The sequence below is a fragment of the Paeniglutamicibacter sp. Y32M11 genome (assembly GCF_019285735.1).
GTDB lineage: Bacteria > Actinomycetota > Actinomycetes > Actinomycetales > Micrococcaceae > Paeniglutamicibacter.
Map to the genome: position 1 here is coordinate 1,270,490 of NZ_CP079107.1, position 23,691 is coordinate 1,294,180.

The following is a 23,691-nucleotide window of genomic DNA, read 5'->3' on the forward strand; positions in this document are numbered from 1 at the left end:
CCCGGGCCCCTTTGCTGTCCTGACGGTTGCAACGAACCTGACACACAACGCATGGACCTAACAAGATGCGTTCCTTCCATTGATAGTAGGTGGATGACTTCAATGCGTAGAACGGTTTCTCCAGTGATTTTGTACGAATCATGGAGCGAGGATCCCGATGATGACGAGTACCTCTGCGAAAGGGATTTTTCGAAGGCCCCGTTTGGCGCAGAGGAAACCACTTGGGCCACCGTTTACGAGCTCACCGTCAAAGAGATTTTCCTGGGCTCCTTCTCCGAAAAGATCGGGAACATCTTCTATGTCAGGGTCTGTTCCCCTGGTTTTGTGGATTCCGACCATCGGTTCAGAGGTAGGTGGAGAGTGGAGCTCGATGGCTTTAACGATGCAGAAGCTAGAACGAGGATCGTTGACTACGTCGAAAATACGAGGGGTGTTTTCCTGCTCAAAACACCAGTGGAAGTTCTCGCATCTGAGTTCTACTGCGAGGAACGGTAAGTGGCCGAGCTCTCCGTCCTACCGTTCCACACGGGAACCTCTTGCGGACCAGTTTGCTTCGATAGCGGAGACTAGACCGTAGTTGGTGTCATGACCCATGCGCCGTCATGCTTCTCTGCGTTCCAGGCCCGTTTGCTTTCATACTCGATAGGGTGTGATTCGCCTTGGCAAAAATCGACTGCCGATCTTTCGACAGAAATACGACTGAGATTGTTTTGCTCAGAAAAGAGCAGCCACTGCACGGAATCCGTCGACGCGGTATCAAGATTCTGGACGTTCTTGGCGAACGGTTCTGGAACCAGGTTCGTGTCACTGTAGGGACAGACAATCAGAACTGTTTCCCACAGGGGAATGGGTGCGCCTTCACCCTCTCCTCTTGGAAGGGCGAAAGCACCCTGTGCATTGTCAGCGGCACTTGCTAGCGACTCTTGGTATCCGGAATTTTGTGCGCACCCGGTGAGAGAAACCCCGAGGAACAACGACACGGCGAGAAAAGCCCATGCGGTTGGGAACTGAACCGGTTTCTTGTTCTGCCTAAACTCCATGGGTCCATCTTGTCCTACGAAGCTGAAAGCTGCATGCCCATATGCCGCATGACCTCATCGATTCCGCTCGGGGGACGGCGAATTCTGGCAGTTCCGTAAGAGGGTGGGGATCGGAGCACCGATCACTGTCCCGAGTGGTTGAAAGCCCATAGCCATGCCGTCCCATAGCGGGAACCTTCCACGGGACACTCTTATGCCTGATTCGGACCAGGCATTATTGCGGGCAGCACCCCTGCATCAACCCACTGATGACGACCTCAATCCGCATTGCCTCAATGCCTAGCGCCGAGCTGTCCTCACCGACTCCCAACTTCCGCTTTCTAACCCAAAAGTGCGGCGCCCGAGTAGCCGTTGGGTGTGGCAAAGGCTCCATCAGAGATGGGAGAGGGTCAACCGTATTCAGATGACCCTCTCCCATTACTTGCGGTTTAGTTGTCTAGTGAAGCCGCTGAGTGAATGGCATTGGAGAGGTCAAGGGGCCGACTCCACATGGGCCAGTGCCCTGTGGGGAGATCGATGCTGTCGAGGCGTTCGAGGTTCGCGACTTCGGCAAACACGGGATGGCCTGCTTCGACCAGCTCCATTACCTGTTTGCTCGAGATCGAGCAGCACACCAGGGTGGTCGGGATGCTACTGCGGGCCTCGTTAGTGAGCTCGACGGGCTGACGAAGCACTGGGCCGGGCTCAGGGACGGCAAGGGCCCGAAAACGTTCGAGGACCTCTGCACTCAGGCCTTCGAGACTCGCCTGTTGCGCGAGTACATCGAACGACGGTAGCGGCAGCTCATTCAACTCAACGGAGAAATCGGGGGCGGTGACATTGCCCGTCGCCACAGGGCCGGAGTCGACCCACACTACCCGGTGGACAAGCTCAGGGTGCCGGTCCATGACGAGGCTGACGGGGGCGTTAGCCCCGCTGTGGGCGACGAGAACCACGGGCTGATCTCCTTGTTGAGAAATTACGCCCAGGATCGCTTCCGCCTGGTCATCGAGAGTCTTCGTCGCACGTGCAGGATCGTCCGCGTCGAGACCAGGCAGTGTCATAGCGATTGCACTGGAGTGGTCGGTTTGCAAGTGCTCAAGGACTTCATCCCACGCCCAAGCCCCCAGCCAGTGGCCGGCGATGAGAATGATGCTTGGGCTGCGCTTAGTAGTTGTCATATCACAACTCTCGCAGGCCCTTCGGACAAGGGTGTGTCACTATTTATGTCATGAATTCATTTGGGCCTGAACTGTGAAGCGCACCGAACGCCTCCATGCTCTCACTGAGATGTTGCGCCGTAGCGGCGCGCGGGGAGTGTCCGCTGAGCGGTTGGCGAGTGAGTTCGAGGTATCCGTGCGCACGGTCAAGAGGGACCTCGATGCGTTAGAGAACAGTGGGGCGCTTCTATGGTCGCGCCCAGGCCCTGGTGGCGGCTACGGACTAGCCGACGGCGCGTCCCTGCCGCCTGTCAGCCTTTCCCCAGCGCAGGCCGTGGCGCTCATGGCGGCTGTGTCTGCTGCCCCCGATGCCCCCTACGCAGATCTGGCAGCCGCGGGTATCCAGAAGATCTTGGACGTCCTCGATCCCAGAACTCGAGCAAGAGCTGACGAACTAGCCCAACGTGTCTGGGTTAAGTCGATTCCTTCATCTTCGCGCGCAATAAAGTCGGCTTTGGAGGAGGCGATGGCCGAGCAGCGCGTAGTTCGCATTCGCTACACTTCTAGAGATGGCACCACGACCACCCGCGACGTCGAACCTGTGCTGTTCGCCTCGACGAACGGCCAGTGGTACCTAATTGGGTGGTGCCGACTGCGCAATGCAATGCGATGGTTTACCGTATCGCGCATCGATCGGGCCAACGTAACTAAGTCGGCCTGTAGTGACCACACCATCCACGAGGTTGGAATACCCCCGGCGAACGCTACACCGGTGCACGGTCGGAGCGAGTGAACCACTGAAGTAACCCTCACCGGGACAGTTTCACTCAGGTGCAGAATGACGAGCCAATCCATGCCATACGATGACCCGATGACGACAAATATGGAACTCACTTGGGACGGTTACGTCAATGCCCGGGATCTGGGCGGATTGCCAACCAGTCTCTCTCGCACGGGGACAACCGTACCGGGCCGGATCGCTAGGGGGCCACGTCGCGAGCGCTTCACTCCGGCAGGTTGGGAAACCGCGCGCGCTTGGGGCCTCACCTCGATCGTGGATCTACGCTGCTCCTATGAGGTGGGGAAACAAGACGGGGATCCAAACATTTCGACCGAAATCCTTGCAGATTTGGCAATCACAAGCGCCCCGACAGAAGACCATAACGATCCCGAGTTTCAAAAGGTCTGCTTTCCGATACTCGACTCTCCCGAGTATTGGAGCCACAACTGGCGGCTCCAACCTCACCTTGTGCGGGCTGCTCTGGAAGCCATCGCATCCGCAATCCCGGGGGTGCTGGTGCATTGCAGCGCAGGGCGAGACCGCACCGGAATGATCAGCGCATTGCTTCTTGGGAATGCGGGGGTTGAGCCCCATGCTGTCGTCAACGACTATGCCGCGTCAGTCCGCGCAATGGCGGGCATTGCCAGTCATGCCCCGACGGTTGATGACCATGCGAAGTGGTCCCAAGAAACCGCAAATGAGTGGCTGAACGACAAGCTTCCCATCGTTCGTGAGGTGGTAGTCAATGCACAGGGCATTTTTGACTCACTCAATGTATCGGCTGCAACTCGGGAGTTGTTGCGGGCGAAACTTATTGACTACTAGGTGGTTGAGTCTGGATTTCTGAAGGTTGCGTATGCCAGGAGCGTGCCTCGGCAATTTGGCAGCATTCCACCCGCTGCCATCCCGCAAAGTATGTTCCGTGCGTGAAGGGGCCAACGTCCCGTATGACGGATCTTGACCGGTACAGCATTCGATTGGCGGGCGAACCTATTTGGTTAGGAGAACCTCTTGTGTGCAGTCATGGCAACTCCATTCTTGGTAGTCTCGAGCAGCAGAAGAATGCACCAGCGGAGCATCACCGAAATGATCAGCGTCTTGGTGGGATCTTCGGTTACAGAGGAGAATCTCGAAACGGCCCTCGCCGTCTATGGAGAGCTGGTCGCCGCAACACTGAAAGAGCCCGGATGCGTAAGCTACGAACTCCTTCAGCTTCGCGATGATCCTTGTCAACTTATGCTTGCGGAGCGTTGGCTCTCGCAAGATCATCTTGACGCACACACAAGAACAGATCATTTCATTGAAGCTATGCACAAGCTCGAAACCCTGGAGACGGCAGCACCAGCCCTGATCTACACCAGCGCTGCCTAGTTCCCGAAACTACCAACGGTTGTTTCCATTGGGAACCAATTAGTGGACACCAAGCGGGAGCCCGCAAGCCGAAGGTCTATCGGCTCATCTTCTCCGTCGAATACTCCGGGGTCGCATAAATTCCACCTTGGGGAAGATTCACGTCGATACGCTCCTCCGGACCCCAGTGGGCAGCATTATCTTGCGGGATGAATCCGACCGTTTTTCCGGATTCGAGATCCCACCAGCGGGCAGTGTTGGCGGACACGGCGTAGAACACGGCAGTGCGTTCCTCGGTCGTCATGGCCGCGATGAACGCCCGTACAGCGTCCGCAGGACTGAGCCAGGTTCGCTGTTCTCGCGCGGATGAGGGGCGGTTCTCGTAACTGCCGATGCGTACAGAGATGGTGCTGAGTCCGAATTTGTCAGCGTAAAGCCGGCACAGTGCTTCCCCTGCGACTTTCGATACGCCGTAGAACCCGTCGGGGCGAGGAGGCATGTCGGGTGAAACGTGTTCACTCGAGGGGTACATGCCCGTCAGTCGGTTGCTGCTGGCGAATACCACTCGAGGCACGCTGGAGCGCCGTGCGGCCTCGAGGACATGGTAAGTGCCGATAATATTCGCATCGGCCAGATCATGGAAATCAGCTTCGTCAGCGATCCCCCCGAGGTGGATTACTCCGTCAACGCCGACAAACAGTTCAACTAATGACTCCAGGTCCCCGAGTGCTGCCTGCACGAATGAGTCCCGTGGTCCGACCGGAGCCGTTGAAAGGATGTCCGTGGAGACGAGGTCGACCCCCAGCTCCAGCAGGGCGGCACGGAGCGCCGATCCGATATTTCCGGCTGCGCCGGTGATTACCCAGCGACTTCTAGCAATCTTCGTCATTCTCAAACCGTAGGGCATGACCTTGAGAGCACCACATCGATACGTCCGATAGGTGATCGTGGCTTAGCTCATTCTGATGTCCGTTGCAGTAGATCCGATAAGAAATCCCGGATGCGAAACGGAACACCGGCACGAGCCCGATTCGCATCCCGGGGGCGGGTCAACGGTTGTCGAACACGGACGCCTCTGGTCGAACACGGCCTCCCGCTGCCGGTGCGCGAGGTGCGAGACCGTGCGGCAACCGGTCAGGCCGAGGCGGGCTGAAGGGAGCGAGCCGCCTGGTACTCGTGGATCCAGCCCAGGTGGCGATCCCACGCGTCCGGCGCCGCCAGCCGGGCGTTGCGAGCATCGGCGCGTGCGCCGTCGGGCAGGTGTAGGACCTCACCGGTGGTGGCCGAGGCGATCTGGACCTTGCGGGTCCGCTCGATGCGCACGTCCTGGTAGCGCTGGCGCGCGTTCTCCCAGCCGGAACCGTCCTCTAGCCCCTGGATGAGGCAATCGGCCAAGACAATGGCGTCCTCGATGGACTGGTTTGCTCCCTGTCCGTGATGGGGGACCAGTGCATGGGCGGCGTCTCCCATGAGGGTGACCCTTCCGCGGCTCCATTGATGTAGCGGCGGGCGCTGGAACAGTGCCCAGCGGTCTCCGGTCGGCGCGGCGCCGATCATTTGCCGCACGGCTGGGTGCCAGCCCTCGAATGCCTTGAGGTGGGCGCCTTCCTCATCCGGTGCGGCCCAGGCCGGGCCCTCCCACGGTCCGCCGTGCCGGCGGACCAGAAGATAGTTCTGCTCGCCGCTGCCGATCGGGTAGTGCAGCAGGTGGCCGCCGGGCCCCATCCAGAACTGGATGGCCTCCGGATCTGGAAGGTCCGCCAGGGCCTCGGGGGCCACGATCCCGCGCCAGCCGGAACAGCCGGAGAACTGGGCGTCGTCGTATCCCACGACGTGGCGGCGCAGCATCGAGCGTGCGCCATCGGCGCCGATGACCAGATCTGCCTCGACGATGTCCCCGTCACTGAAATGGAGGGACACCGCGTCGGTGCCTTCCTCGATCCGCACGCACTCCTTGGATAGGTGCAGACCCTCACCGCCGAGACGCTCCACCAGCAGTTTCTGCAGATCCGCCCGGTGGATGCCGTAGTACGGTGCGCCGCAGGTGGCCCGATAGTGCTCGCGTGAGGACACTCGGGCGATGACCCGCCCGTCGCGGCCATCGCGGAATACCAGCCCGTCCACGTTGGCCGATGCCGCTGCCAATCCGGCTCCGATGCCGGTTCGCTCCTGGAGGTAGCGGGTGGCATTGGCCGAGAGAGCGACGGCCGCGCCGACCTCGCGCAGTTCCGCCACCCGGTCAAAGACCAGCGGTTCCAGTCCGCGGCGGCGCAGCTCGATGGCAAGGGTTGACCTGCGGTCAGCCAGTGAAATCGGTCCGGGATCGCAGCATCGCGCCAAGTCCCGCGGCGGCTGGAGTCCACTGGTTGTGATCCATCTTTCGGGGCGCCAGAGGCCGCGTGAACTGTGTAAATTCAGCGGTTAGTCACCTGCGGGCGATACGCTAGAGCTATGGCCACCCGCACTCCCTCCAAGAAACCCAAGGCCTCGGGCCGCACCACGGGTTCCGGAGGCACCACCAAAACGACACGCACCACCAAGAACGCCGCAGCGGCGATTGAGCACGATTTCCCGCTGCCGGTGCGCATGGTGCGTTCGGCCTGGATGGGCATCGCGCGAGTCACCGCCGGAGCCTTCCGTAAGATCGGTGCCGACGTGCACCCACCCTATGAGGTCCGCCGCGACGGCACGGGCCTCTTTCTGGTGATCCTGGCCATTATCATCGCCTCGGTGGAGTGGTGGGGGCTGCGTGGCATCGGTTGGTACGGCAGCTTTGTGCATTCGGTGGCCGCGGGAACCTTCGGATTTATGTCGGCGCTGATGCCGCCGATCCTTTTGATCGGAGCCATTAGACTCTTCCGCTGGCCGGAGGATGATCGAGCGAACAACCGGGTGGGTATCGGCCTCACGTTGCTCACGCTGGCCGGATCCGGCATCTCCCACGTGGCCGGGGGAGTACCGGGAATCTCCGCACCCTTTGACGAACTCTGGGCAGCCGGCGGCGTTTTGGGCGCCCTGCTGACCGTCCCACTGGCGGCGCTGATCAGCGCGCCAGCCACCATGGCCGTGATGATTTTCCTGGCCCTGCTGAGCCTGATGATCCTCACCGCCACCCCCTTTAGGCAGATCCCCGCGCGCTTCCGCAGCGGGTATGAACGACTCATGGGCCAGCACCCGGAGGGCTACAGCGCACCGCGCGGCACCGAACTGACCGGGGAAGAGCACGACCAGTCCTACCTCTACGAATCCGACGTCGAGCCCAAGAAGTCCCGCAAGAAGATCAGGCTCTTTGGCAAGGACAAGGACACTGACGCGGAGGCTCTCGCCGCGGCCGAAGCCGCCGCCGAATACGATCGCAACGTCGCCTATGACACGGCCGTGATCACCGATGATTACGGCAACGTCCCGGTGAACGATGCGGACGCCTACTACACGGATGCCGCGGCCGAACAGGACGCCGAACCGGCGATCCGCCCGGGCGTCCGCCGCCCCACCAAGGACGAGCGCGAGCGCGCTGCCATCATGGACTCGGTGGGGCTGGGCCGCGAGCCCGAGGCCGACACCCAGGCCATGAGCGCGATCGACCTGAGCAACTACGACGCCGAGACCACCTCGAGTGTGTCCCAGGTTCCGGACCGCCCGGCGGCCGCACCGCTGCCGCCGATCCCGGCGCGTACCGAACAGCTCCAGCTCTCCGGGGACGTGACCTACACGCTGCCGGCCTCCGACCTCCTGCCCGCCGGCCCGCCCTCCAAGCAACGCTCCGAGGCCAACGATGCGGTGGTTGCCGCGCTGACCGACACGCTGGATCAGTTCAAGGTGGACGCGAAGGTCACCGGGTTCTCCCGCGGCCCAACGGTCACCCGTTATGAGATCGAGCTGGCCTCGGGCACCAAGGTCGAGCGTGTCACCGCCCTGTCCAAGAACATCTCCTACGCGGTGGCCTCCTCGGACGTGCGCATTCTGTCCCCGATCCCGGGCAAGTCCGCGATCGGTATCGAGATCCCGAATGCGGATAAGGAAATTGTGGTCCTGGGAGACGTGCTGCGCAGCCACAATGCCCGTAAGACCGAGCACCCCATGGTCATGGGGGTGGGCAAGGATGTTGAGGGCGGTTTTGTTGTTGCCAACCTCGCCAAGATGCCGCACCTCTTGGTGGCGGGTGCCACCGGTGCCGGTAAATCATCGTTTGTGAACTCGATGATCACCTCCATCTTGATGCGTGCCACCCCCGATGAGGTGCGCATGGTCATGGTTGACCCCAAGCGTGTGGAACTCACCGCCTACGAGGGCGTGCCGCACCTGATCACCCCGATCATCACCAACCCGAAGAAGGCCGCCGAGGCCCTGCAGTGGGTGGTTCGTGAAATGGACACCCGCTACGACGACCTGGCCAACTTCGGTTTTAAGCACATCGATGACTTCAACAAGGCCGTCAAGAACGGTAAGGCCGTCCCGCCCGAGGGCTCCAAGCGGATCATGAAGCCCTACCCGTACCTGTTGGTCATCGTTGATGAGCTCGCGGACCTCATGATGGTCGCCCCGCGCGACGTGGAAGACTCGATCGTGCGTATCACCCAGCTGGCCCGTGCCGCGGGTATCCACCTGGTGCTGGCCACCCAGCGTCCCTCCGTTGACGTGGTGACCGGTCTGATCAAGGCCAACGTGCCCTCGCGCATGGCCTTTGCCACCTCGTCGGTCACTGACTCCCGTGTGGTCCTTGACCAGCCGGGTGCCGAGAAGTTGCTGGGTCAGGGTGACGCGCTCTTCCTGCCCATGGGCACCTCCAAGCCCATGCGTGTCCAGGGTGCCTGGGTCACCGAGTCCGAGATCCATGCCGTGGTGGAACACGTCAAGGGTCAGCTGAAGGCCGAGTACCGTCACGACGTGGCCCCCGAGGTCCAAAAGAAGCAGATCGATGATGACATCGGAGATGACCTGGAGCTGTTGCTGCAGGCCACCGAGCTGGTGGTTACCACACAATTTGGTTCCACCTCGATGTTGCAGCGCAAGCTGCGCGTGGGCTTTGCGAAGGCCGGCCGGCTCATGGACCTGCTCGAATCTCGTGGCGTGGTGGGCCCTTCCGAGGGCTCGAAGGCTCGCGACGTGTTGGTCAAGCCCGATGATTTGCCCGAGGTCTTGGCGGCCATGCGTGGGGATGACACCTCCGCGGGTGCCCCGGCGCCCACGGCCGTGGAGGCAGCGCTGGCGGATAACGCCAACGCCAATCACTACGGTGCCGATCTGGTGGCCGAGGACCTTGATGGATTCGAACAGGCCACCGAATACCATGACGGTGCCGATGACGAGGGCTCGGAAGACGCCTGGAACCTTACCGGAAGGTAGCCTAGAGACGTGACTGAATCCCCAGCAGAACAGCAGCCAGCTCCCGTCCCCACCCTGAACATCGCCAATGTGCTCACCGTGCTGCGCATTATCATGGTCCCGTTCTTCATTTGGGCCTTGGTGGCAGACGAGAAGGATTACTCGGTGATGCGCTGGGTGGCCGTGGCCATCTTCGCCGTGGCCATGTACACCGACAAGCTGGATGGGGATCTGGCCCGCAGCCGCGGGCTGATCACTAACTTCGGAAAGATCGCCGATCCGATCGCCGACAAGCTGCTCACCGGCTCCGCGCTGGTGATGTTCTCGATCTTGGCCGAGTTGCCCTGGTGGATCACCATCGTGATTCTGGTCCGTGAATGGGGCATTACGTTGGTCCGCTTTGTGGTGATCCGTTATGGCGTCATGGCCGCCTCGCGCGGTGGCAAGCTGAAAACCGTGCTGCAGGCAGTGGCCATCGTGCTGTACCTACTGCCGTGGACCTTTACCTTTGACTGGTTGCATGCCGTGGCGTTTGGCGTCATGCTGCTCACCCTGGCGGTCACCGTGGTGACGGGTGTGGACTACCTGGTGAAGGCCTGGCAGCTCCGCGCCGCCGCCACCAAATAGCCAACTCACTTTTGAAGGGACGGAACGCGACCATGTCGGAATCAACCACCGCAATCCGTGCAGCCGAGGTCATCACGGCGGCCAGCGCCGCGCAGCTCAGCCTGGCGACGGCCGAGTCCCTGACCGCCGGCATGATCGCTGCGTCGCTCGCGGCGGTTCCCGGTGCTTCGGCCGTGCTGATGGGCGGGGTGGTGAGCTACTCGAGCACCGTCAAGGCCAACGTGTTGGGCGTGGATTCGGACTTGCTCACCGAGCGCGGATCCGTTGATGGAGAGGTAGCCCGGCAAATGGCGATTGGTGCCAGGAACGTCTGCGGCGCGGATCTGGCGGTCTCCGCCACCGGCGTGGCCGGCCCGTCCGCGCATGATGGCAAGGCCGTGGGGACCGTGTTCCTCGGATTTGCCACCGAATCGGACAGTGGCTTTATCGAGCAGCATTTCAGTGGCGATCGTGAACAGATTCGCAGCGCCAGCAACCTCGCTGCCTTAGACTTGTTCCTCTCCCATCTGCTACCCAGCAAGCACACAGCTTGATGCGGTTATCTTGTTAATGATCGGTTTGTGACAAGAAAGCAGATCGATTAGCCGTATTTGTGGAAATGTTTCCGCATGCATGGCTAAGGTGGGGGCGTGGGAACAAAAAACGACTCCCGGTAGTTATTACCCATGACAGGCACAAAACAGTGACCTGCACCGTTCGCCCCACAAGGCATTTAGGACCGGAGAACAAAGGCAATGCACATGGTCAAGCAACCAGTATCGGTAAACGGTGTGGTCCGTTGGCGTGATGTGGGCCTTCAGAGCGAGGTCCGCCGAGACAAAGAGGAGCGCAAGATGGTAGTCCTTCGACATGAAATCGGTGATGTCCTGCGCGACGTTCGTCAACGTCAAGGACGCACTCTGCGCGAAGTCTCGCACAGCGCTCGTGTTTCACTCGGATACCTCTCCGAGGTTGAACGCGGACAAAAGGAAGCCTCCTCGGAGCTTCTTTCCTCCATCTGTGGCGCTCTCGAGGTTCCGTTATCTCTGATGCTCCGCGAGGTTAGCGATCGCATCGCCATCACCGAAGGTATCGTCATTCCGGACACGGTCCCCGTGGACCTGACCAGCGAATTCGCTGGCGACTACCCGGCAGAACTCGGCAAGCGCCTCGCCCCGAGCCACTAAGCACTAGAGCTATAACCCCGGTGGTGTACCCGGGATGAAGCAACGCTGACCCCCGCGTCGGTGTTCGGTTCTCACGAACTAGGACTCCGACGCGGGGGTCAACTCACTTAAATGACGGCCGGGATGTGGCATGGCACAATAGCCGAGTGCGAATGAGTGATTTTTGGCGTCTGATGGACGATGAGTTTGGTGCGGGCTACTCCCGCACGCTGGCTTCCACCCTGGTGTTATCCGCGGTTGGCGGGGTGAGCGCGGATGAAGCGCTGGCCAAGGGAGTGCCGCCGCGAGATGTGTGGTTGGCCCTGTGTGCTATCCAGGATGTGCCTCCGGAGCGACACTTCGGCAAGGACGTCCCGCTCAAGGAGCGGTAGAATATTCGAAGAAACACATCCGTTCCATTCGAATATCTATTCGGGACCGTGTAGTGTTCTAGGTGAAAGCTCGATGGGGCGTGGTGCGGTTTTTTCCACAATGAACCCGTTCCAAAACCAAAGTGTCGGCCCAAGGTCGTACGCTCGTGGATAGACAAAGAGTACCGGCCGCTCCCTGATGGGACTGGCCCCAACAACCGAGGTGAACAATGGCCGCAGGTAAAGATCGCGAGAAGGCTCTCGAAGCTGCACTCGCACAGATCGACAAGCAATTCGGCAAGGGTTCGGTCATGCGACTGGGCGATAAGACCGTTGCGCCCATTGCAGCCATCCCGACCGGTTCGGTGGCCTTGGATATCGCATTGGGTATTGGCGGGCTGCCTCGTGGCCGCGTCGTGGAGATCTACGGTCCGGAATCTTCGGGTAAGACCACCGTTGCATTGCACGCCGTGGCTAGCGCACAGCGACTCGGTGGCATTGCCGCATTCATCGATGCCGAGCACGCCCTGGATCCCGAATACGCCAAGAAGTTGGGCGTCGACACCGACGCACTGCTGGTTTCACAGCCCGACACCGGCGAGCAGGCCCTGGAAATCATGGACATGCTCGTGGGCTCCGGTTCCGTGGACATCGTCGTGATCGACTCCGTTGCCGCCCTGGTACCGCGTGCCGAAATCGAAGGCGAAATGGGCGACAGCCACGTGGGTCTACAGGCCCGCCTGATGAGCCAGGCGCTGCGTAAGATTACCGGCCGTCTGTCCCAGACCCGCACCACCGCGATCTTCATCAACCAGCTGCGCGAAAAGATCGGCGTAATGTTCGGCAGCCCGGAAACCACCACCGGTGGTAAGGCGCTGAAGTTCTATGCATCGATCCGCATCGACGTTCGCCGCATCGAAACGTTGAAGGAAGGCACGGTGCCGGTGGGTAACCGCACCCGTGCCAAGATCGTGAAGAACAAGATGGCCCCGCCGTTCAAGCAGGCCGAATTCGACATTATTTACGGTCTCGGCATTTCCCGCGAGGGAAGCCTGATCGACATTGGTGTGGACCAAGGCTTCGTCAAGAAGTCCGGAGCTTGGTTCACCTATGACGGTGACCAGCTGGGCCAGGGTAAGGAAAACGCACGCAAGTTCCTGCGTGATAACCCCGATCTCGCCAACGAACTCGAACGCCAGATCCTCGAGAAGCTCGGCATTGGCCAGGCCGCCGAGGACAGCGCCGAAACGTTGCGCGTGGTCAAGGAATCCTAATTCCGTGAGCACCACCAAAGACAAGGGCGGTTCGTCCGGCTCCCGAGGGGGAGCCGAACGGCCGCTTTGGTCGTTTCCAGCAGATGGCAACTCGGACTGGGGAGTGCCCACCGAAATTCCCGGCTGGGCGCAAAGCCCAGCAGCCAGCCAAGCGCCAGCTCCCGAGCAGGCCCCTGGGCCACCGGAAAGCAAACCGGCCTTCGGGGAGCGCTCCGGATTCGCCGGACGCAGCGGTGCGCGTACTTCGCCACGATCTGCCGGCGGCGGATCGTGGGGAAGTGGTGGACGATCGACGCGGCAAGGGAGTAAACGCGCCGCGCCCCGGGCTCCACGCGCCCGCGCCAAGAAGGAAGACGCCGATCTTGAGCCGGTGATCCTGAGTGACGAGCAGTACGCCACCAAGGGTCGCGCCATCCTGCTGCGCCAGCTCACCGCCTCGGCCAAAAGCCGGGCACAGCTCAAAACCAAGCTGCTGGAAAAAGAGATCCCGGAGCACGTGGCCGAGGAATTGCTTGACCGTTTCGAGGAGATCGCGCTCGTGGACGACGAGGCCTTCGCCGAGGGCTGGGTCCGATCCAGAGCACGCAGTCGCGGACTGGCGCGTTCGGCCATTCGCCGCGAATTGCGGGACAAGGGCATCGAGGGCGACATGGCCGAGACAGCCCTTGAACAAATCGATGAAGACGCCGAGGAGGCAACCGCCCGGGATCTGGTGGAGCGGAAGCTTCGCGCCCCCTCCATGGGGTTGGACCGGGAGAAGAGCGTTCGTCGACTCGTGGGCATGCTGGCACGCAAGGGATATTCACCGGGCCAGGCCTTCCGTATCGTCAACGCCGCCTGGGAAGAACGCTTCAACGGTGACGACGAGTGATCCGTGGCCCCGCACCTCGGGGCCACATCGGTGCCCGATTGGGTAACCTTGAATGATGCCTTCGAGCATCTCCATGTTTACGCCGACCCCTCGCACGACCCCGGCCACCGTTCGCGAGCCGGAGCGAAGGATCACCAGCAGACAGAATCCTGTAGCGTTCCTAGGGTAGGCAACTGAGTTATTCGCGGTATGTCTCCGGGCCTGCCCAGCCTTTCCACCACCACGTAATGAGCCCACGATGCACCTCCCTATCCTTGCCATTCTCGGGCCAACCGGTACCGGAAAATCCGATCTTTCCATTGCCCTGGCCCAAGAACTGGGTGGCGAAATAGTCAACGCGGATGCCCTGCAGTTCTACCGCGGCATGGATATTGGGACAGCAAAACTTCCTTTGGCCGAGCGTGGCTCCATTCCACACCACCTCCTGGACATCATGGATGTCGGGGAGGAAGCCAGCGTCGCGCGTTTCCAATCGACTGCTCGAGAGACGTTTGCGGAGATCCGTTCGCGTGGCCGCGTCCCTATTTTGGTGGGCGGCTCGGGACTCTATGTTCGGGCGGCACTGGACGAAATCGATTTCCCACCCACCGATCCCGCGGTCCGAGCGCGGCTCGAAGCCGAAGTACAAACCGTCGGCATTGGCCCCCTGGCCCAGCGGCTGGCCGAGGTTGACCCGGAATCGGCGGCGCGAAACCTGGATGAACGTCGACTCGTTCGTGCCCTGGAAGTCTATGAAATCAGTGGAAAGCCCTTCAGCTCCTACATGCCCCAGCGTCGGTACCACGCCCCGGCCGTGCAGATCGGACTGAACATTGACCGGTCACTCTTGCACCAACGCCTCGCACAGCGGGTGGACAACATGGTGGATCTGGGATTGCTTGATGAGGTGCGCCGGCTCGATGCTCAGGGTCTCCGCGAGGGCAAGACCGCATCGCGGGCCATCGGCTATGCGCAATTCTTGGCCGTCCTCGACGGAACCATGTCGATGAAGGAGGCCACGGAAAAAACGGTGATCGCCACCCGGCAGTTTGCGCGCCGACAGGTCACGTGGTTTGGTGCCGATGACCGAGTGAACTGGTTTGACCCGACGGAAGCAGATTTGCTCCCAAGAGTCTTGGACCGTATCCGCAATTCCTGAAACCACACCCCGGTGCGGGCTTAGCAAATAGGCCACTCGAGGGAGCTGCACGTATTCTTAAAAGCATGAGCGCGAGCGAACCCACCACGACAAATGCACCCACCCTCCAGTCCCTCGTGGGTAACCTGCCCTACGCCAAGGGGCATGGGACGGGCAACGATTTTGTGCTCGTGGCTGACCCCACGGACCAGCACCAGCTCGATGGGCATCAGGTCGCCGCGCTGTGCGATCGGCACCGCGGTATTGGCGCCGACGGACTGATTCGTGCGGTCCCTTCTAAGTTCCTGGCCGAGGGTCGCGAGGTGCTGACATCTAGCCCCGATGCCTACTGGTTCATGGACTACCGCAACGGCGACGGATCAATTTCCGAGATGTGCGGCAATGGAGTGCGAGTTTTTGTCCACTTCCTGCTGGCCGAAAAGCTGGTCGAGCTGCCCGTTGGCTCCCAGCTGTCCATCGGGACGCGCGCCGGAGTGAAGATTGTGACTCGGCTGAACGACGGTTACGCGGTGGACATGGGTCCCTGGGAATTCATCTTTGAGCAGGCTGCCACAGAAAACGGACTCGATTCGAGGGTGAGCACCCCCGGGCTGGAGAAGGCGCGCGGAGCGCTGAGCATTTCCATGGGGAACCCACACACCGTGGTGGCCCTGGCCAATGAGACCGAGCTGGAGAATTTGGAGCTTTTTGCCATTCCCGAGGTTTTGCCGCTTCCTCCGCATGGCACCAATGTTGAATACGTGCTGGCCGCGAATCCGGTGGTCACCGAGGGCGTGGGATCGCTACGCATGCGCGTGCACGAACGTGGTGTGGGTGAAACCCTCTCCTGCGGCACCGGTGCCTGCGCCGCCGCGATGGCGACCCGGCACTGGGCCCAGGCCTTGGACGTGTTGCAGTGGAAGGTTCAGGTGCCGGGAGGCGAACTGGGCATCGAATTTAGACTAGGTGCCACGGGCCGCGAGCATGTAGTGCTCAGTGGGCCAGCGGTTCTGGTCTCCCGCGGGGAGATCTCCGCCAGCTAGAAACGACAGTGGCTGAATTCCTTCAAGGAATTCGGCCACTGCTTAATCTGCGGAAGGGGGCTAGGAAGCCTCGGGGCGTGCCACTCGCAGGATGCGGAAGGCATTGTCGGTCGAGACCCGCTCGACGGTCCAGTCCTCGGGCAGAACGCCGATCATCCACTTCTGCAGGGAATCGGCGCCCAGATTCTTCTGGACCACCAACCAGGCGATTCCGCCCGGGGCCAGACGCGGGAGCCACAGCAGCAAAAGCTCGTGAAGAGCTTCCTTACCAATCCTGATCGGCGGGTTGGACCAGATGGTGTTGTACGTCATCGCCGGGTCAATGGACTCGGGCAGCGCCACGACAACGTTTTTCAAGCCGAGCGTCGCTGCGTTATCGCGAGTGAGGGCGAGGCTTCGTTCATTAACGTCCACCCCGTACACCGTGGCCTCTGGCGATGCCATGGCCATGCTCAGTGCAATGGGACCCCAACCGCAGCCGAGATCTAGGAGATTTCCACTGCTTGCTGGATCCGGTACACCGCCCAAAAGGATGGCGGTTCCCTTGTCGATTCGATCCGGGCTGAAGATGCCACCGGAGGTTTCTAACCTGTGCACGGTGCCACCCAAGGGCACGCTAATTTGGCGTCGCTTCTCTGGGGTGGAGGGCTGGGGGCTGAAATAATGTTCCGGGCTCATGTTGGCAGGTTAACCGCCCGGAGGTTCCAAACCCAAACTGGGGAAGCCGAAACGGTGCCATCGGGGGTGTGAGATGCCTCAAAGCGCCCCTGGGAATTAAGTGATAGAGTTTTCCCTATGACTTACCTATAAGACGCTGAGTGCCCTCGCACACACCCGTAGTCCTTCCCGCCAGAGCCATGTGCTCGCTGCTGGAAGTTGACCGCAGCCGGGTGGCAGTAAAAAGCGCCATAAGTCATTCCCAGCGTGTCCCGGACACCGAGATCAACCACAAATTTAGATTTCGGGTCCAGCCAAGGGAACATTTTTCAGCCGAGAATCGCTATATAACATGTCGCCTTACTGTCTTCTGGCCGCTTCGCTCGCGCAGCAACCGAAGCGGAGCTTGCCCGACACGTACGATCAACAACATTGCACAGGGTGCGGCCCCTCATATGGGGCCGGATCCGGGTAGGGGATATACCTTGCAGACACCACACCATGATTCGGCCCATGACATTGATTCGACCCGCAAACACTCTTCTGTCGGTGCGGGGCACTATTCTGGAATACAGCAAGCAAAGGGGAACATGACCAATTCACAGCCTTCCGGCCAGCAGCATAACGACATGGACGAGGCTCAGCTTCAGTCCACGATCGAACGAATCCTTGCCAGTGACAAGGCCTCAGCGAGCAAAACCGCGCATTTTGGTGCTCCGGAAGACGAGGGGATCGTTTCCGGTCGCGCCCAGGCGCTGAGCAATCTCACCCGCGAGCACTCGGCCACGGATGGGGATCAAGAAGACCTCGCCGAACGTCGGGCGCTGCGCCGCGGTGCGAGCCTGTCCACCGAGCTTGAGGACGTCACGGAGGTCGAATACCGCCAGCTGCGCCTCGAGCGCGTGGTTCTCGCCGGTATCTGGAATGAAGGCACCGTTGAAGACGCGGAGAACTCCCTGCGTGAGCTGGCCGCCCTGGCCGAAACCGCGGGCTCCGAAGTACTCGATGGTGTGGTTCAGCGCCGTTCCAAGCCGGACGCCAGCACCTACCTCGGTTCGGGCAAGGCCCAAGAGGTTCGCGCCATTGTTGAAGCCACCGGCGCCGACACCGTCATCATCGACACCGAGCTTGCCCCCTCGCAGCGTCGCGCCCTTGAAGATGTGGTCAAGGTCAAGGTCATTGACCGCACCGCACTGATTCTGGACATCTTCGCTCAGCATGCCAAGAGCCGCGAGGGTCGAGCCCAGGTTGAGCTGGCACAGCTCGAATACCTGTTGCCGCGTCTTCGTGGCTGGGGTGACTCCATGTCACGGCAGGCCGGTGGACGCGTCGGTGCTGCCGGTGGTGGCATCGGTTCCCGTGGTCCGGGTGAAACCAAAATCGAATTGGACCGCCGCCGCATTCGCGACCGCATGGCCAAGCTCCGCAAGGAAATCAAGGCCATGCTCCCGGCTCGCGAAGCCAAGCGAGCCAACCGCAAGCGCAACGAAGTGCCGTCGGTGGCCATCACCGGGTACACCAACTCGGGCAAGTCCTCACTGCTCAACCGCCTTACCAGCGCCGGCGTTCTGGTGGAAAACGCGCTCTTCGCCACGCTGGATCCCACGGTTCGTCAGACCGAAACCGAAGATGGTCTGAACTACACGCTGGTGGATACGGTGGGCTTTGTGAAGTCACTGCCGACCCAGTTGGTTGAAGCATTCCGTTCCACCCTTGAGGAAGTGGCGGACGCCAACCTGATCCTGCACGTGGTTGACGCTGCTCACCCGGATCCGGAGGGCCAGATTCAGGCGGTACGCGAGGTACTCAACGATGTGGACGCCCGGAACATCCCGGAAATCATCGTGCTGAACAAGGCAGATGTGGCAGATCCTTTTGTGGTTGAACGCTTGCGCCAGCGCGAGCCAAACCACGTCATCGTCTCGGCGCGCACCGGCGAAGGCATCACGGAATTGCTGGAAAAGATCAGCGCCGCAATTCCGCGCCCCAATGTCCAACTAGAATTGATGATTCCCTATGATCGAGGCGACGTGGTCAATAAACTCCACGGCGCCGAGGCCGAAATTTTAGCCGTCGAGCATACCGAAACGGGAACGCGCATGATGGTCAAGGTCCGCGAAGGCATGGCCGCAGAAGTGGAGCAATTTAGTATTCATGGCTGAGGAATCAGAGGTCATCGCCCTGTTGGACGAAGCAGTGTCCAGCATGGGCGGTCAAAGCCGTCCGGGCCAGCATGAAATGACGCGCCAAGTGGTGCGCGCCATGGAAAGCGGAGAACACCTGCTGGTGCAGGCAGGAACCGGCACGGGTAAATCCATGGCGTATCTGGTCCCCGCGTTGGCTCACGCACTGGAAGCGGAAAAGCCCGTGGTGATTTCCACCGCAACGCTGGCCCTGCAGGCACAGATCGTGGGACGGGACGTGCCCCGGCTTTTGGCCTCGCTGAAAGATCAACTACCGCGCGAAATGGACGTGGCTCTGGTGAAGGGCCGCTCCAACTACGTATGCCAGTACAAGCTCAGCGGCGGCTACCCGGATGACGACGAGGGTGCACTATTTGCTCTTGATGCGGGCATCCCGGTGGTCGGGGGTCCCGGTGATGGCCCGGGCTCCAACCTGGGCAAGGAAGTGGTGCGCCTGCGCCAATGGGCGGAACAAACCGACACCGGTGATCGTGATGACATCACTCCCGGAGTCAGTGACAAGGCGTGGCGCCAGGTATCGGTGAGCGCCATGGATTGCCTGGGCGCGCAAAAGTGCCCGATGGCCTCCGAATGTTTCAGCGAGTTGGCCCGAGCCCGCGCCGCCGAAGCCGATGTCATCATCACGAACCACGCGATGCTCGCCGTCTCGGCGTTCGAAGGCATCGCGGTACTTCCCGACTTCGATACCGTCATCATCGATGAGGCCCACGAGCTCCAGGACCGGGTGACCAGCTCGGTCACCCGACCGTTGTCCGTGAGCATGGTCCAGACCGCGGCCTCAGCGGCCCGTAAGCACTGCTCGGTGAGTGTTGATTCGCTGAACCAGGGCGCCAAGGCCCTGGCTCGTGCCCTCGAGGGAGTCCCCACGGGCCTGATGGCCCACGGGCTTAATCCCGAACAGCAGTCGGCACTGAATCAGATCGCCGAAGCCGCACGCGTGGTGCTCTCGGACTCTAAGCCGGAGGCTAATGCACCGGCCGATGGTGGGCGGCAGATGGCGCGCTCCCAGGTCATGTATCTGGTGGACCAATGCACCAAGATGCTGGAAATGACGGAGGAGCGCGAGGTGGTGTGGGCCTCGCGGCCCGGACACTTCAGCCCGGGGGAGGGCTACGTCCAGCCCGACGAATCGAGTCAACCCACCCTGAACGTCGCACCGCTCTCGGTGGCCGGCAAACTGCGCGAAGGGCTTTTTGATGGGCGCACCGTGGTGCTCACCAGCGCCACTCTAGCCATCGGTGCCGCCTTCGAGCCCGTTGCCGGTGCCCTAGGGCTGGTGGGTGACGGTGCTCCGACGTGGAACGGCGTCGACGTTGGCAGCCCCTTCGACTACCCCAAACAGGGCATTTTGTATGTTGCTAAGCATCTGCCCAAGCCGGGTCGACAGATGTCTCAGGAAACCCTGAGCGAAATTGAGGACCTGATCAATGCCTCCGGCGGTGGGGCGCTGGTGCTGTTTACCTCGCGCCGCGCTGCGGAGGACGCCGCGGAGATCTTGCGGGCTCGTATGGACATCCCGATCCTGTGTCAGGGGGAGTCCAGCATGAAGGCGCTGGTGGATCAGTTCTCCGCGGAGAAGGACACCTGCCTCTTTGGCACCATGACGCTCTGGCAGGGTGTTGATGTCCCGGGCAATGCCTGCCGTTTGGTGATCATCGACAAGATCCCTTTCCCGCGTCCGGATGATCCGCTCTCATCCGCGCGCAGCCGTGACGTTGCCAAGCATGGTGGAAACGGATTTATGGCCGTGGCTGCCAGTCACGCAGCGGTCCGCCTGGCCCAGGGTGCGGGACGTTTGATCCGTTCGATCAATGACAAGGGCGTGGTGGCCGTGTTGGATTCTCGTCTCGCCACCGAACGCTACGGAACCTTCCTGCGTGCCTCGCTGCCGCCCCTGTGGTCAACTCCCGACAAGGCGACGGTTATCGCCGCACTTGAGCGCCTCAGCGAAGACTGAGTGCCGTGGCCCCGGGTCCCCGGCCGTGATGGCTAGGTGACCCGGGGAAGCGCTAGATATACGTCAGGGCCGGTCAATTGACCGGCCCTGACGTATATCGAGGATGAGTGATGGGATTGCCCCTAGATGGAGCGCATCACCGAGACGACCTTGCCCATGACGGTGGCAGTGTCGCCGAGAATTGGTTCGTAACGTGAGTTCTGCGGCAACAACCAGGTGTGCCCATCACGTTGGCGGAACGTCTTGACGGTGGCCTCGTCTTCGAGCAGCGCCGCAACGATGTCACCGTTGTTGGCCGTCTGTTGGCGTCGGACCACAACCCAGTCACCGTCGCAGATGGCTGCGTCGATCATGGAATCGCCACTGACCTTGAGCATAAAGAGTTCGCCGTGGCCAACCAGTTGGCGCGGTAGGGCGAAAACGTCCTCCACTGCCTGATCCGCGAGGATCGGGCCGCCTGCCGCGATGCGACCAACCAGCGGCACCATGGCGGTATCGGCGGAGGTGGTGAGCTCGGAGACGTTCATGCCGTTAGCTGCCTTCAAATCCGCTTGGCCATCAACGGCTTCAAGCTTGGATTCGCTCTTGAGCTGCAGTGGCAACAAGATTTCCATGGCCCGCGGACGACGCGGATCGCGGCGAATGTAGCCAAGCTTTTCAAGCTGGCTGAGCTGGTGGGTAACGCTGGAGAGGCTGGCTAGCCCCACCGCGTCCCCGATTTCGCGCATCGAGGGCGGGTAGCCGTTGTGGCTCACCGAGCGCTGGATGGTCTCCAGAACCTTCTTCTGACGGATCGTCAGACTCTTCGCGTCGCGTCGAGGGGTTCGTTGTTCGGTCGTCATTGTCAATGCCTCATCCCGATCGTCGCCGGTTACCCGCGCGTGCCGCAAATTGTCGGTGCCTGCTGATGTAGTAAATACATCGCTCCACTCCCTTCATCCTAGTAGACAAAGACACTATTTTCAAAGATTTGTTCGAACAGATCTGGACAGGTGTCGTCGAAAAGTGCTAGAAATAAGATACGCACTCCGAACACATGTTCGATAGACACGTTCGAATAACCGTCGCGTGTTCGATAAAGGGCCCCGGCTCCACCACCGAACATCCGCACCTTGAGGAAAGGCAAAGACGATGGCAAACACTGCTCTCTCGGCCCAGCTCCACCTAGTTACAGCAAACGACTACCCGATCGACCTGCAGGAGCGCCTGGCGCCACTGCGATTGACCCGACGCGGAAAATTCGTGTTGATCGGTGTTCCAATCTTCATCATCAGCACAGCAGTGCTCATGCTCCTGGGACTGTTCCTCTCACCGGCCAAGGCCTCCGACTCGGTGCCGCTGGGTGTCGAGGCGGTCACCGTGACCGTGATTGAGGGTGACACGCTGTGGGGGATCGCTCGCGAATTCGCCCCGGAGCTTGAACCGCGTGAGGCGATCCGCCAGATTGGCGACCTCAATAACCTGAACAGCTCGGTACTGCAGGCAGGCACCGAACTTTTCGTTCCGACCGGGAGCTAACGCAGCAAGAGCGACCCCTGGCTCGTGTCGCAGGGCACCTATGCGAACCGATTATTACCGGGACGCCGCGCAAGATTCTCGACCCGCTCTACCGCCGCCGTAGACTTGAAGCGTGAATGAACGGCTAAATCGCCTGGCAAATTTGCCCCTGCGAGAGAATCTTCAAGGTCTTGCCCCATACGGCGCACCCCAAATTGACGTCCCCATCCAACTGAACGTCAACGAAAACACGCATCCCCTTCCCGCCGAGGTGCATCGCGCCATCGTCGAAGAGGTATCCGCCGCCGCCGTGGGCTTGAACCGCTATCCCGACCGGGAATTCACCGAATTACGCGAACGACTGGCCGCCTACCTTGGCCATGGACTGGCTGCCGAGAACGTGTGGGCGGCCAACGGCTCCAACGAAGTGCTTCAGCAAATTCTGCAGGCATTCGGCGGCCCCGGCCGCTCGGTGATGGGATTCCCTCCCACCTACTCGATGTATCCGCTACTGGCCTCCGGGACCGACACGACCTACATCGCTGGCGTGCGCTCGGCGGACTACGGCCTTTCGGCACGGGATGCTGCCGAACAGGTGAAGGCGGCTGCACCGAACATCGTATTGTTGTGCTCACCGAACAACCCCACGGGAACGGCACTGGGTTTGGACGTGGTCGAGGCCGTATACGAGGCAGGCCGTGCCAGCAGCACCGTGGTGATTGTTGACGAGGCCTACGCCGAGTTCGCTCACACCGGTACGCCCTCCGCACTGTCCTTGCTGCCCGGACGCGAACGACTCATCGTCTCGCGCACCATGTCCAAGGCCTTCGCCCTTGCCGGTGCCCGCATCGGCTACCTCGCAGCGGCACCGGAAATCTCCGATGCCATTCGCTTGGTTCGACTGCCGTACCACCTCTCGGCTGTCACCCAGGCCACCGGCAACGCCGCGCTCAAGCACATCGATACCTTGCTGGCCAACGTTGAAGCCATCAAGGTGCAACGCGACCGCATCGTGTCCGAACTGACCCGCCTGGGCTTCACCCCGGCCTCAAGTGATTCAAACTTCGTCTTCTTTGGCGGAGTGAAGAACACCAAGGCCATCTGGGAAGGCCTGCTCGAAGCCGGTGTCATCATCCGTGACGTGGGCATCCCCGGGCACCTGCGCGTCACCGCCGGCACCGAGGCCGAAACCACGGCCTTCTTGGTACGCCTCGAGGAATTGTTAACACAGGGTGTAAACAACTCTCCAAGCTAAACTTGTGGCGGTTGGCATGGTCGGCCGGGTACGAAGAT

The 23,691-nt window shown here is 61.1% G+C and carries 23 protein-coding genes; 17 read left to right on the forward strand and 6 right to left on the reverse strand.

Features of this window, described 5'->3' with window-relative positions:
- Positions 1-93 precede the first annotated feature (93 nt).
- The gene (locus KUF55_RS05545) at positions 94-495 is read left to right on the forward strand and encodes a hypothetical protein (RefSeq protein WP_218818247.1); all 402 of its coding nucleotides are present in this window, start codon (positions 94-96) and stop codon (positions 493-495) included.
- A 71-nt stretch (positions 496-566) separates the two neighbouring features.
- Here KUF55_RS05545 and KUF55_RS05550 read toward each other — a convergent pair whose 3' ends face one another.
- Positions 567-1,040, reverse strand: coding sequence for a hypothetical protein (locus tag KUF55_RS05550; RefSeq protein WP_132361422.1), 474 nt, complete (start codon positions 1,038-1,040; stop codon positions 567-569).
- Positions 1,041-1,468: 428 nt separating this feature from the next.
- On the reverse strand, positions 1,469-2,200 hold the full coding sequence (locus KUF55_RS05555; RefSeq protein ID WP_218818248.1) for an alpha/beta fold hydrolase: 732 nt from the start codon (positions 2,198-2,200) through the stop codon (positions 1,469-1,471).
- Positions 2,201-2,273: 73 nt separating this feature from the next.
- Between KUF55_RS05555 and KUF55_RS05560 the strand changes: the two genes are divergently transcribed.
- The 3 genes from KUF55_RS05560 (at position 2,274) to KUF55_RS05570 (ending at position 4,331) form a co-directional block, all read left to right on the forward strand.
- The gene (locus KUF55_RS05560; protein WP_218818249.1) at positions 2,274-2,972 is read left to right on the forward strand and encodes a YafY family protein; all 699 of its coding nucleotides are present in this window, start codon (positions 2,274-2,276) and stop codon (positions 2,970-2,972) included.
- A gap of 60 nt (positions 2,973-3,032) precedes the next feature.
- Positions 3,033-3,785 carry a tyrosine-protein phosphatase gene (locus KUF55_RS05565; protein WP_218818250.1) on the forward strand — a complete coding sequence of 251 codons (753 nt, stop codon included), beginning with the start codon at positions 3,033-3,035 and terminating at the stop codon, positions 3,783-3,785.
- A gap of 261 nt (positions 3,786-4,046) precedes the next feature.
- Positions 4,047-4,331, forward strand: a complete 285-nt coding sequence (locus tag KUF55_RS05570) for a putative quinol monooxygenase (RefSeq protein ID WP_218818251.1) — start codon at positions 4,047-4,049, stop codon at positions 4,329-4,331.
- 76 nt (positions 4,332-4,407) lie between these two features.
- Here the strand turns inward: KUF55_RS05570 and KUF55_RS05575 are convergent, their stop codons facing one another.
- Both KUF55_RS05575 and KUF55_RS05580 read right to left on the reverse strand, forming a co-directional pair.
- Positions 4,408-5,199 carry an NAD(P)-dependent oxidoreductase gene (locus tag KUF55_RS05575; RefSeq protein WP_218818252.1) on the reverse strand — a complete coding sequence of 264 codons (792 nt, stop codon included), beginning with the start codon at positions 5,197-5,199 and terminating at the stop codon, positions 4,408-4,410.
- A gap of 245 nt (positions 5,200-5,444) precedes the next feature.
- Positions 5,445-6,650 (reverse strand): FAD-dependent monooxygenase, encoded by a 1,206-nt coding sequence (locus tag KUF55_RS05580; RefSeq protein ID WP_218818253.1) that lies wholly within the window; start codon positions 6,648-6,650, stop codon positions 5,445-5,447.
- Between the two features lie 111 nt (positions 6,651-6,761).
- Between KUF55_RS05580 and KUF55_RS05585 the strand changes: the two genes are divergently transcribed.
- The 9 genes from KUF55_RS05585 (at position 6,762) to dapF (ending at position 16,083) form a co-directional block, all read left to right on the forward strand.
- The gene (locus tag KUF55_RS05585) at positions 6,762-9,656 is read left to right on the forward strand and encodes a DNA translocase FtsK (RefSeq protein WP_218818254.1); all 2,895 of its coding nucleotides are present in this window, start codon (positions 6,762-6,764) and stop codon (positions 9,654-9,656) included.
- A gap of 9 nt (positions 9,657-9,665) precedes the next feature.
- Positions 9,666-10,262: a CDP-diacylglycerol--glycerol-3-phosphate 3-phosphatidyltransferase gene (gene pgsA, locus KUF55_RS05590; RefSeq protein ID WP_132361412.1), complete on the forward strand. Its 597-nt coding sequence runs from the start codon at positions 9,666-9,668 to the stop codon at positions 10,260-10,262.
- Positions 10,263-10,294: 32 nt separating this feature from the next.
- Positions 10,295-10,795 carry a CinA family protein gene (locus tag KUF55_RS05595; RefSeq protein ID WP_132361410.1) on the forward strand — a complete coding sequence of 167 codons (501 nt, stop codon included), beginning with the start codon at positions 10,295-10,297 and terminating at the stop codon, positions 10,793-10,795.
- Positions 10,796-11,002: 207 nt separating this feature from the next.
- Positions 11,003-11,428 carry a helix-turn-helix domain-containing protein gene (locus KUF55_RS05600; protein WP_132361409.1) on the forward strand — a complete coding sequence of 142 codons (426 nt, stop codon included), beginning with the start codon at positions 11,003-11,005 and terminating at the stop codon, positions 11,426-11,428.
- A 146-nt stretch (positions 11,429-11,574) separates the two neighbouring features.
- Positions 11,575-11,799, forward strand: coding sequence for a DUF3046 domain-containing protein (locus tag KUF55_RS05605; RefSeq protein ID WP_132361407.1), 225 nt, complete (start codon positions 11,575-11,577; stop codon positions 11,797-11,799).
- 209 nt (positions 11,800-12,008) lie between these two features.
- On the forward strand, positions 12,009-13,052 hold the full coding sequence (gene recA / locus KUF55_RS05610) for a recombinase RecA (RefSeq protein ID WP_132361405.1): 1,044 nt from the start codon (positions 12,009-12,011) through the stop codon (positions 13,050-13,052).
- A 4-nt stretch (positions 13,053-13,056) separates the two neighbouring features.
- Positions 13,057-13,923: a regulatory protein RecX gene (locus KUF55_RS19005; protein WP_370630959.1), complete on the forward strand. Its 867-nt coding sequence runs from the start codon at positions 13,057-13,059 to the stop codon at positions 13,921-13,923.
- Positions 13,924-14,161: 238 nt separating this feature from the next.
- Positions 14,162-15,061: a tRNA (adenosine(37)-N6)-dimethylallyltransferase MiaA gene (gene miaA, locus KUF55_RS05620; protein WP_218818255.1), complete on the forward strand. Its 900-nt coding sequence runs from the start codon at positions 14,162-14,164 to the stop codon at positions 15,059-15,061.
- 65 nt (positions 15,062-15,126) lie between these two features.
- Positions 15,127-16,083, forward strand: a complete 957-nt coding sequence (dapF, locus tag KUF55_RS05625; protein WP_218818256.1) for a diaminopimelate epimerase — start codon at positions 15,127-15,129, stop codon at positions 16,081-16,083.
- Between the two features lie 60 nt (positions 16,084-16,143).
- On the opposite strand, the gene KUF55_RS05630 is transcribed toward dapF, so the two are convergent.
- Entirely contained in the window at positions 16,144-16,761 is a 618-nt protein-coding gene (locus KUF55_RS05630; protein ID WP_132361400.1) for a class I SAM-dependent methyltransferase, read from the reverse strand.
- A gap of 569 nt (positions 16,762-17,330) precedes the next feature.
- On the opposite strand from KUF55_RS05630, the gene hflX reads away from it, so the two are divergent.
- Together hflX and KUF55_RS05640 are read left to right on the forward strand one after the other, a co-directional pair.
- On the forward strand, positions 17,331-18,902 hold the full coding sequence (gene hflX / locus KUF55_RS05635; protein WP_168153309.1) for a GTPase HflX: 1,572 nt from the start codon (positions 17,331-17,333) through the stop codon (positions 18,900-18,902).
- Complete coding sequence (locus tag KUF55_RS05640) at positions 18,895-20,901, forward strand: ATP-dependent DNA helicase (RefSeq protein ID WP_132361396.1); 2,007 nt, start codon at positions 18,895-18,897, stop codon at positions 20,899-20,901. The genes hflX and KUF55_RS05640 overlap by 8 nt, the downstream gene beginning before the upstream one ends.
- Positions 20,902-21,023: 122 nt before the next feature.
- Here KUF55_RS05640 and lexA read toward each other — a convergent pair whose 3' ends face one another.
- Positions 21,024-21,743: a transcriptional repressor LexA gene (gene lexA, locus KUF55_RS05645; protein WP_132361394.1), complete on the reverse strand. Its 720-nt coding sequence runs from the start codon at positions 21,741-21,743 to the stop codon at positions 21,024-21,026.
- Between the two features lie 289 nt (positions 21,744-22,032).
- Here lexA and KUF55_RS05650 point away from each other — a divergent pair, with 289 nt between their 5' ends.
- Positions 22,033-22,419: a LysM peptidoglycan-binding domain-containing protein gene (locus tag KUF55_RS05650; protein WP_132361392.1), complete on the forward strand. Its 387-nt coding sequence runs from the start codon at positions 22,033-22,035 to the stop codon at positions 22,417-22,419.
- A gap of 112 nt (positions 22,420-22,531) precedes the next feature.
- Entirely contained in the window at positions 22,532-23,653 is a 1,122-nt protein-coding gene (locus tag KUF55_RS05655) for a histidinol-phosphate transaminase (RefSeq protein WP_218818257.1), read from the forward strand.
- The last annotated feature ends 38 nt before the right edge of the window (positions 23,654-23,691 follow it).

What these genes read in the sequence shown, in the direction of transcription:
- miaA (WP_218818255.1), top strand. Translation starts at nt 14,162, where the DNA reads ATGCACCTCCCTATCCTTGCCATTCTCGGGCCAACCGGTACCGGAAAA.
- KUF55_RS05565 (WP_218818250.1), top strand. Translation starts at nt 3,033, where the DNA reads ATGCCATACGATGACCCGATGACGACAAATATGGAACTCACTTGGGAC.
- lexA (WP_132361394.1), bottom strand. Translation starts at nt 21,743, where the DNA reads ATGACGACCGAACAACGAACCCCTCGACGCGACGCGAAGAGTCTGACG.
- KUF55_RS05545 (WP_218818247.1), top strand. Translation starts at nt 94, where the DNA reads ATGACTTCAATGCGTAGAACGGTTTCTCCAGTGATTTTGTACGAATCA.
- KUF55_RS05575 (WP_218818252.1), bottom strand. Translation starts at nt 5,199, where the DNA reads ATGACGAAGATTGCTAGAAGTCGCTGGGTAATCACCGGCGCAGCCGGA.
- recA (WP_132361405.1), top strand. Translation starts at nt 12,009, where the DNA reads ATGGCCGCAGGTAAAGATCGCGAGAAGGCTCTCGAAGCTGCACTCGCA.
- KUF55_RS05595 (WP_132361410.1), top strand. Translation starts at nt 10,295, where the DNA reads ATGTCGGAATCAACCACCGCAATCCGTGCAGCCGAGGTCATCACGGCG.
- KUF55_RS05600 (WP_132361409.1), top strand. Translation starts at nt 11,003, where the DNA reads ATGGTCAAGCAACCAGTATCGGTAAACGGTGTGGTCCGTTGGCGTGAT.
- KUF55_RS05650 (WP_132361392.1), top strand. Translation starts at nt 22,033, where the DNA reads ATGGCAAACACTGCTCTCTCGGCCCAGCTCCACCTAGTTACAGCAAAC.
- KUF55_RS05640 (WP_132361396.1), top strand. Translation starts at nt 18,895, where the DNA reads ATGGCTGAGGAATCAGAGGTCATCGCCCTGTTGGACGAAGCAGTGTCC.
- KUF55_RS05585 (WP_218818254.1), top strand. Translation starts at nt 6,762, where the DNA reads ATGGCCACCCGCACTCCCTCCAAGAAACCCAAGGCCTCGGGCCGCACC.
- KUF55_RS05630 (WP_132361400.1), bottom strand. Translation starts at nt 16,761, where the DNA reads ATGAGCCCGGAACATTATTTCAGCCCCCAGCCCTCCACCCCAGAGAAG.
- KUF55_RS05570 (WP_218818251.1), top strand. Translation starts at nt 4,047, where the DNA reads ATGATCAGCGTCTTGGTGGGATCTTCGGTTACAGAGGAGAATCTCGAA.
- KUF55_RS05550 (WP_132361422.1), bottom strand. Translation starts at nt 1,040, where the DNA reads ATGGAGTTTAGGCAGAACAAGAAACCGGTTCAGTTCCCAACCGCATGG.
- hflX (WP_168153309.1), top strand. Translation starts at nt 17,331, where the DNA reads ATGACCAATTCACAGCCTTCCGGCCAGCAGCATAACGACATGGACGAG.
- KUF55_RS05555 (WP_218818248.1), bottom strand. Translation starts at nt 2,200, where the DNA reads ATGACAACTACTAAGCGCAGCCCAAGCATCATTCTCATCGCCGGCCAC.
- dapF (WP_218818256.1), top strand. Translation starts at nt 15,127, where the DNA reads ATGAGCGCGAGCGAACCCACCACGACAAATGCACCCACCCTCCAGTCC.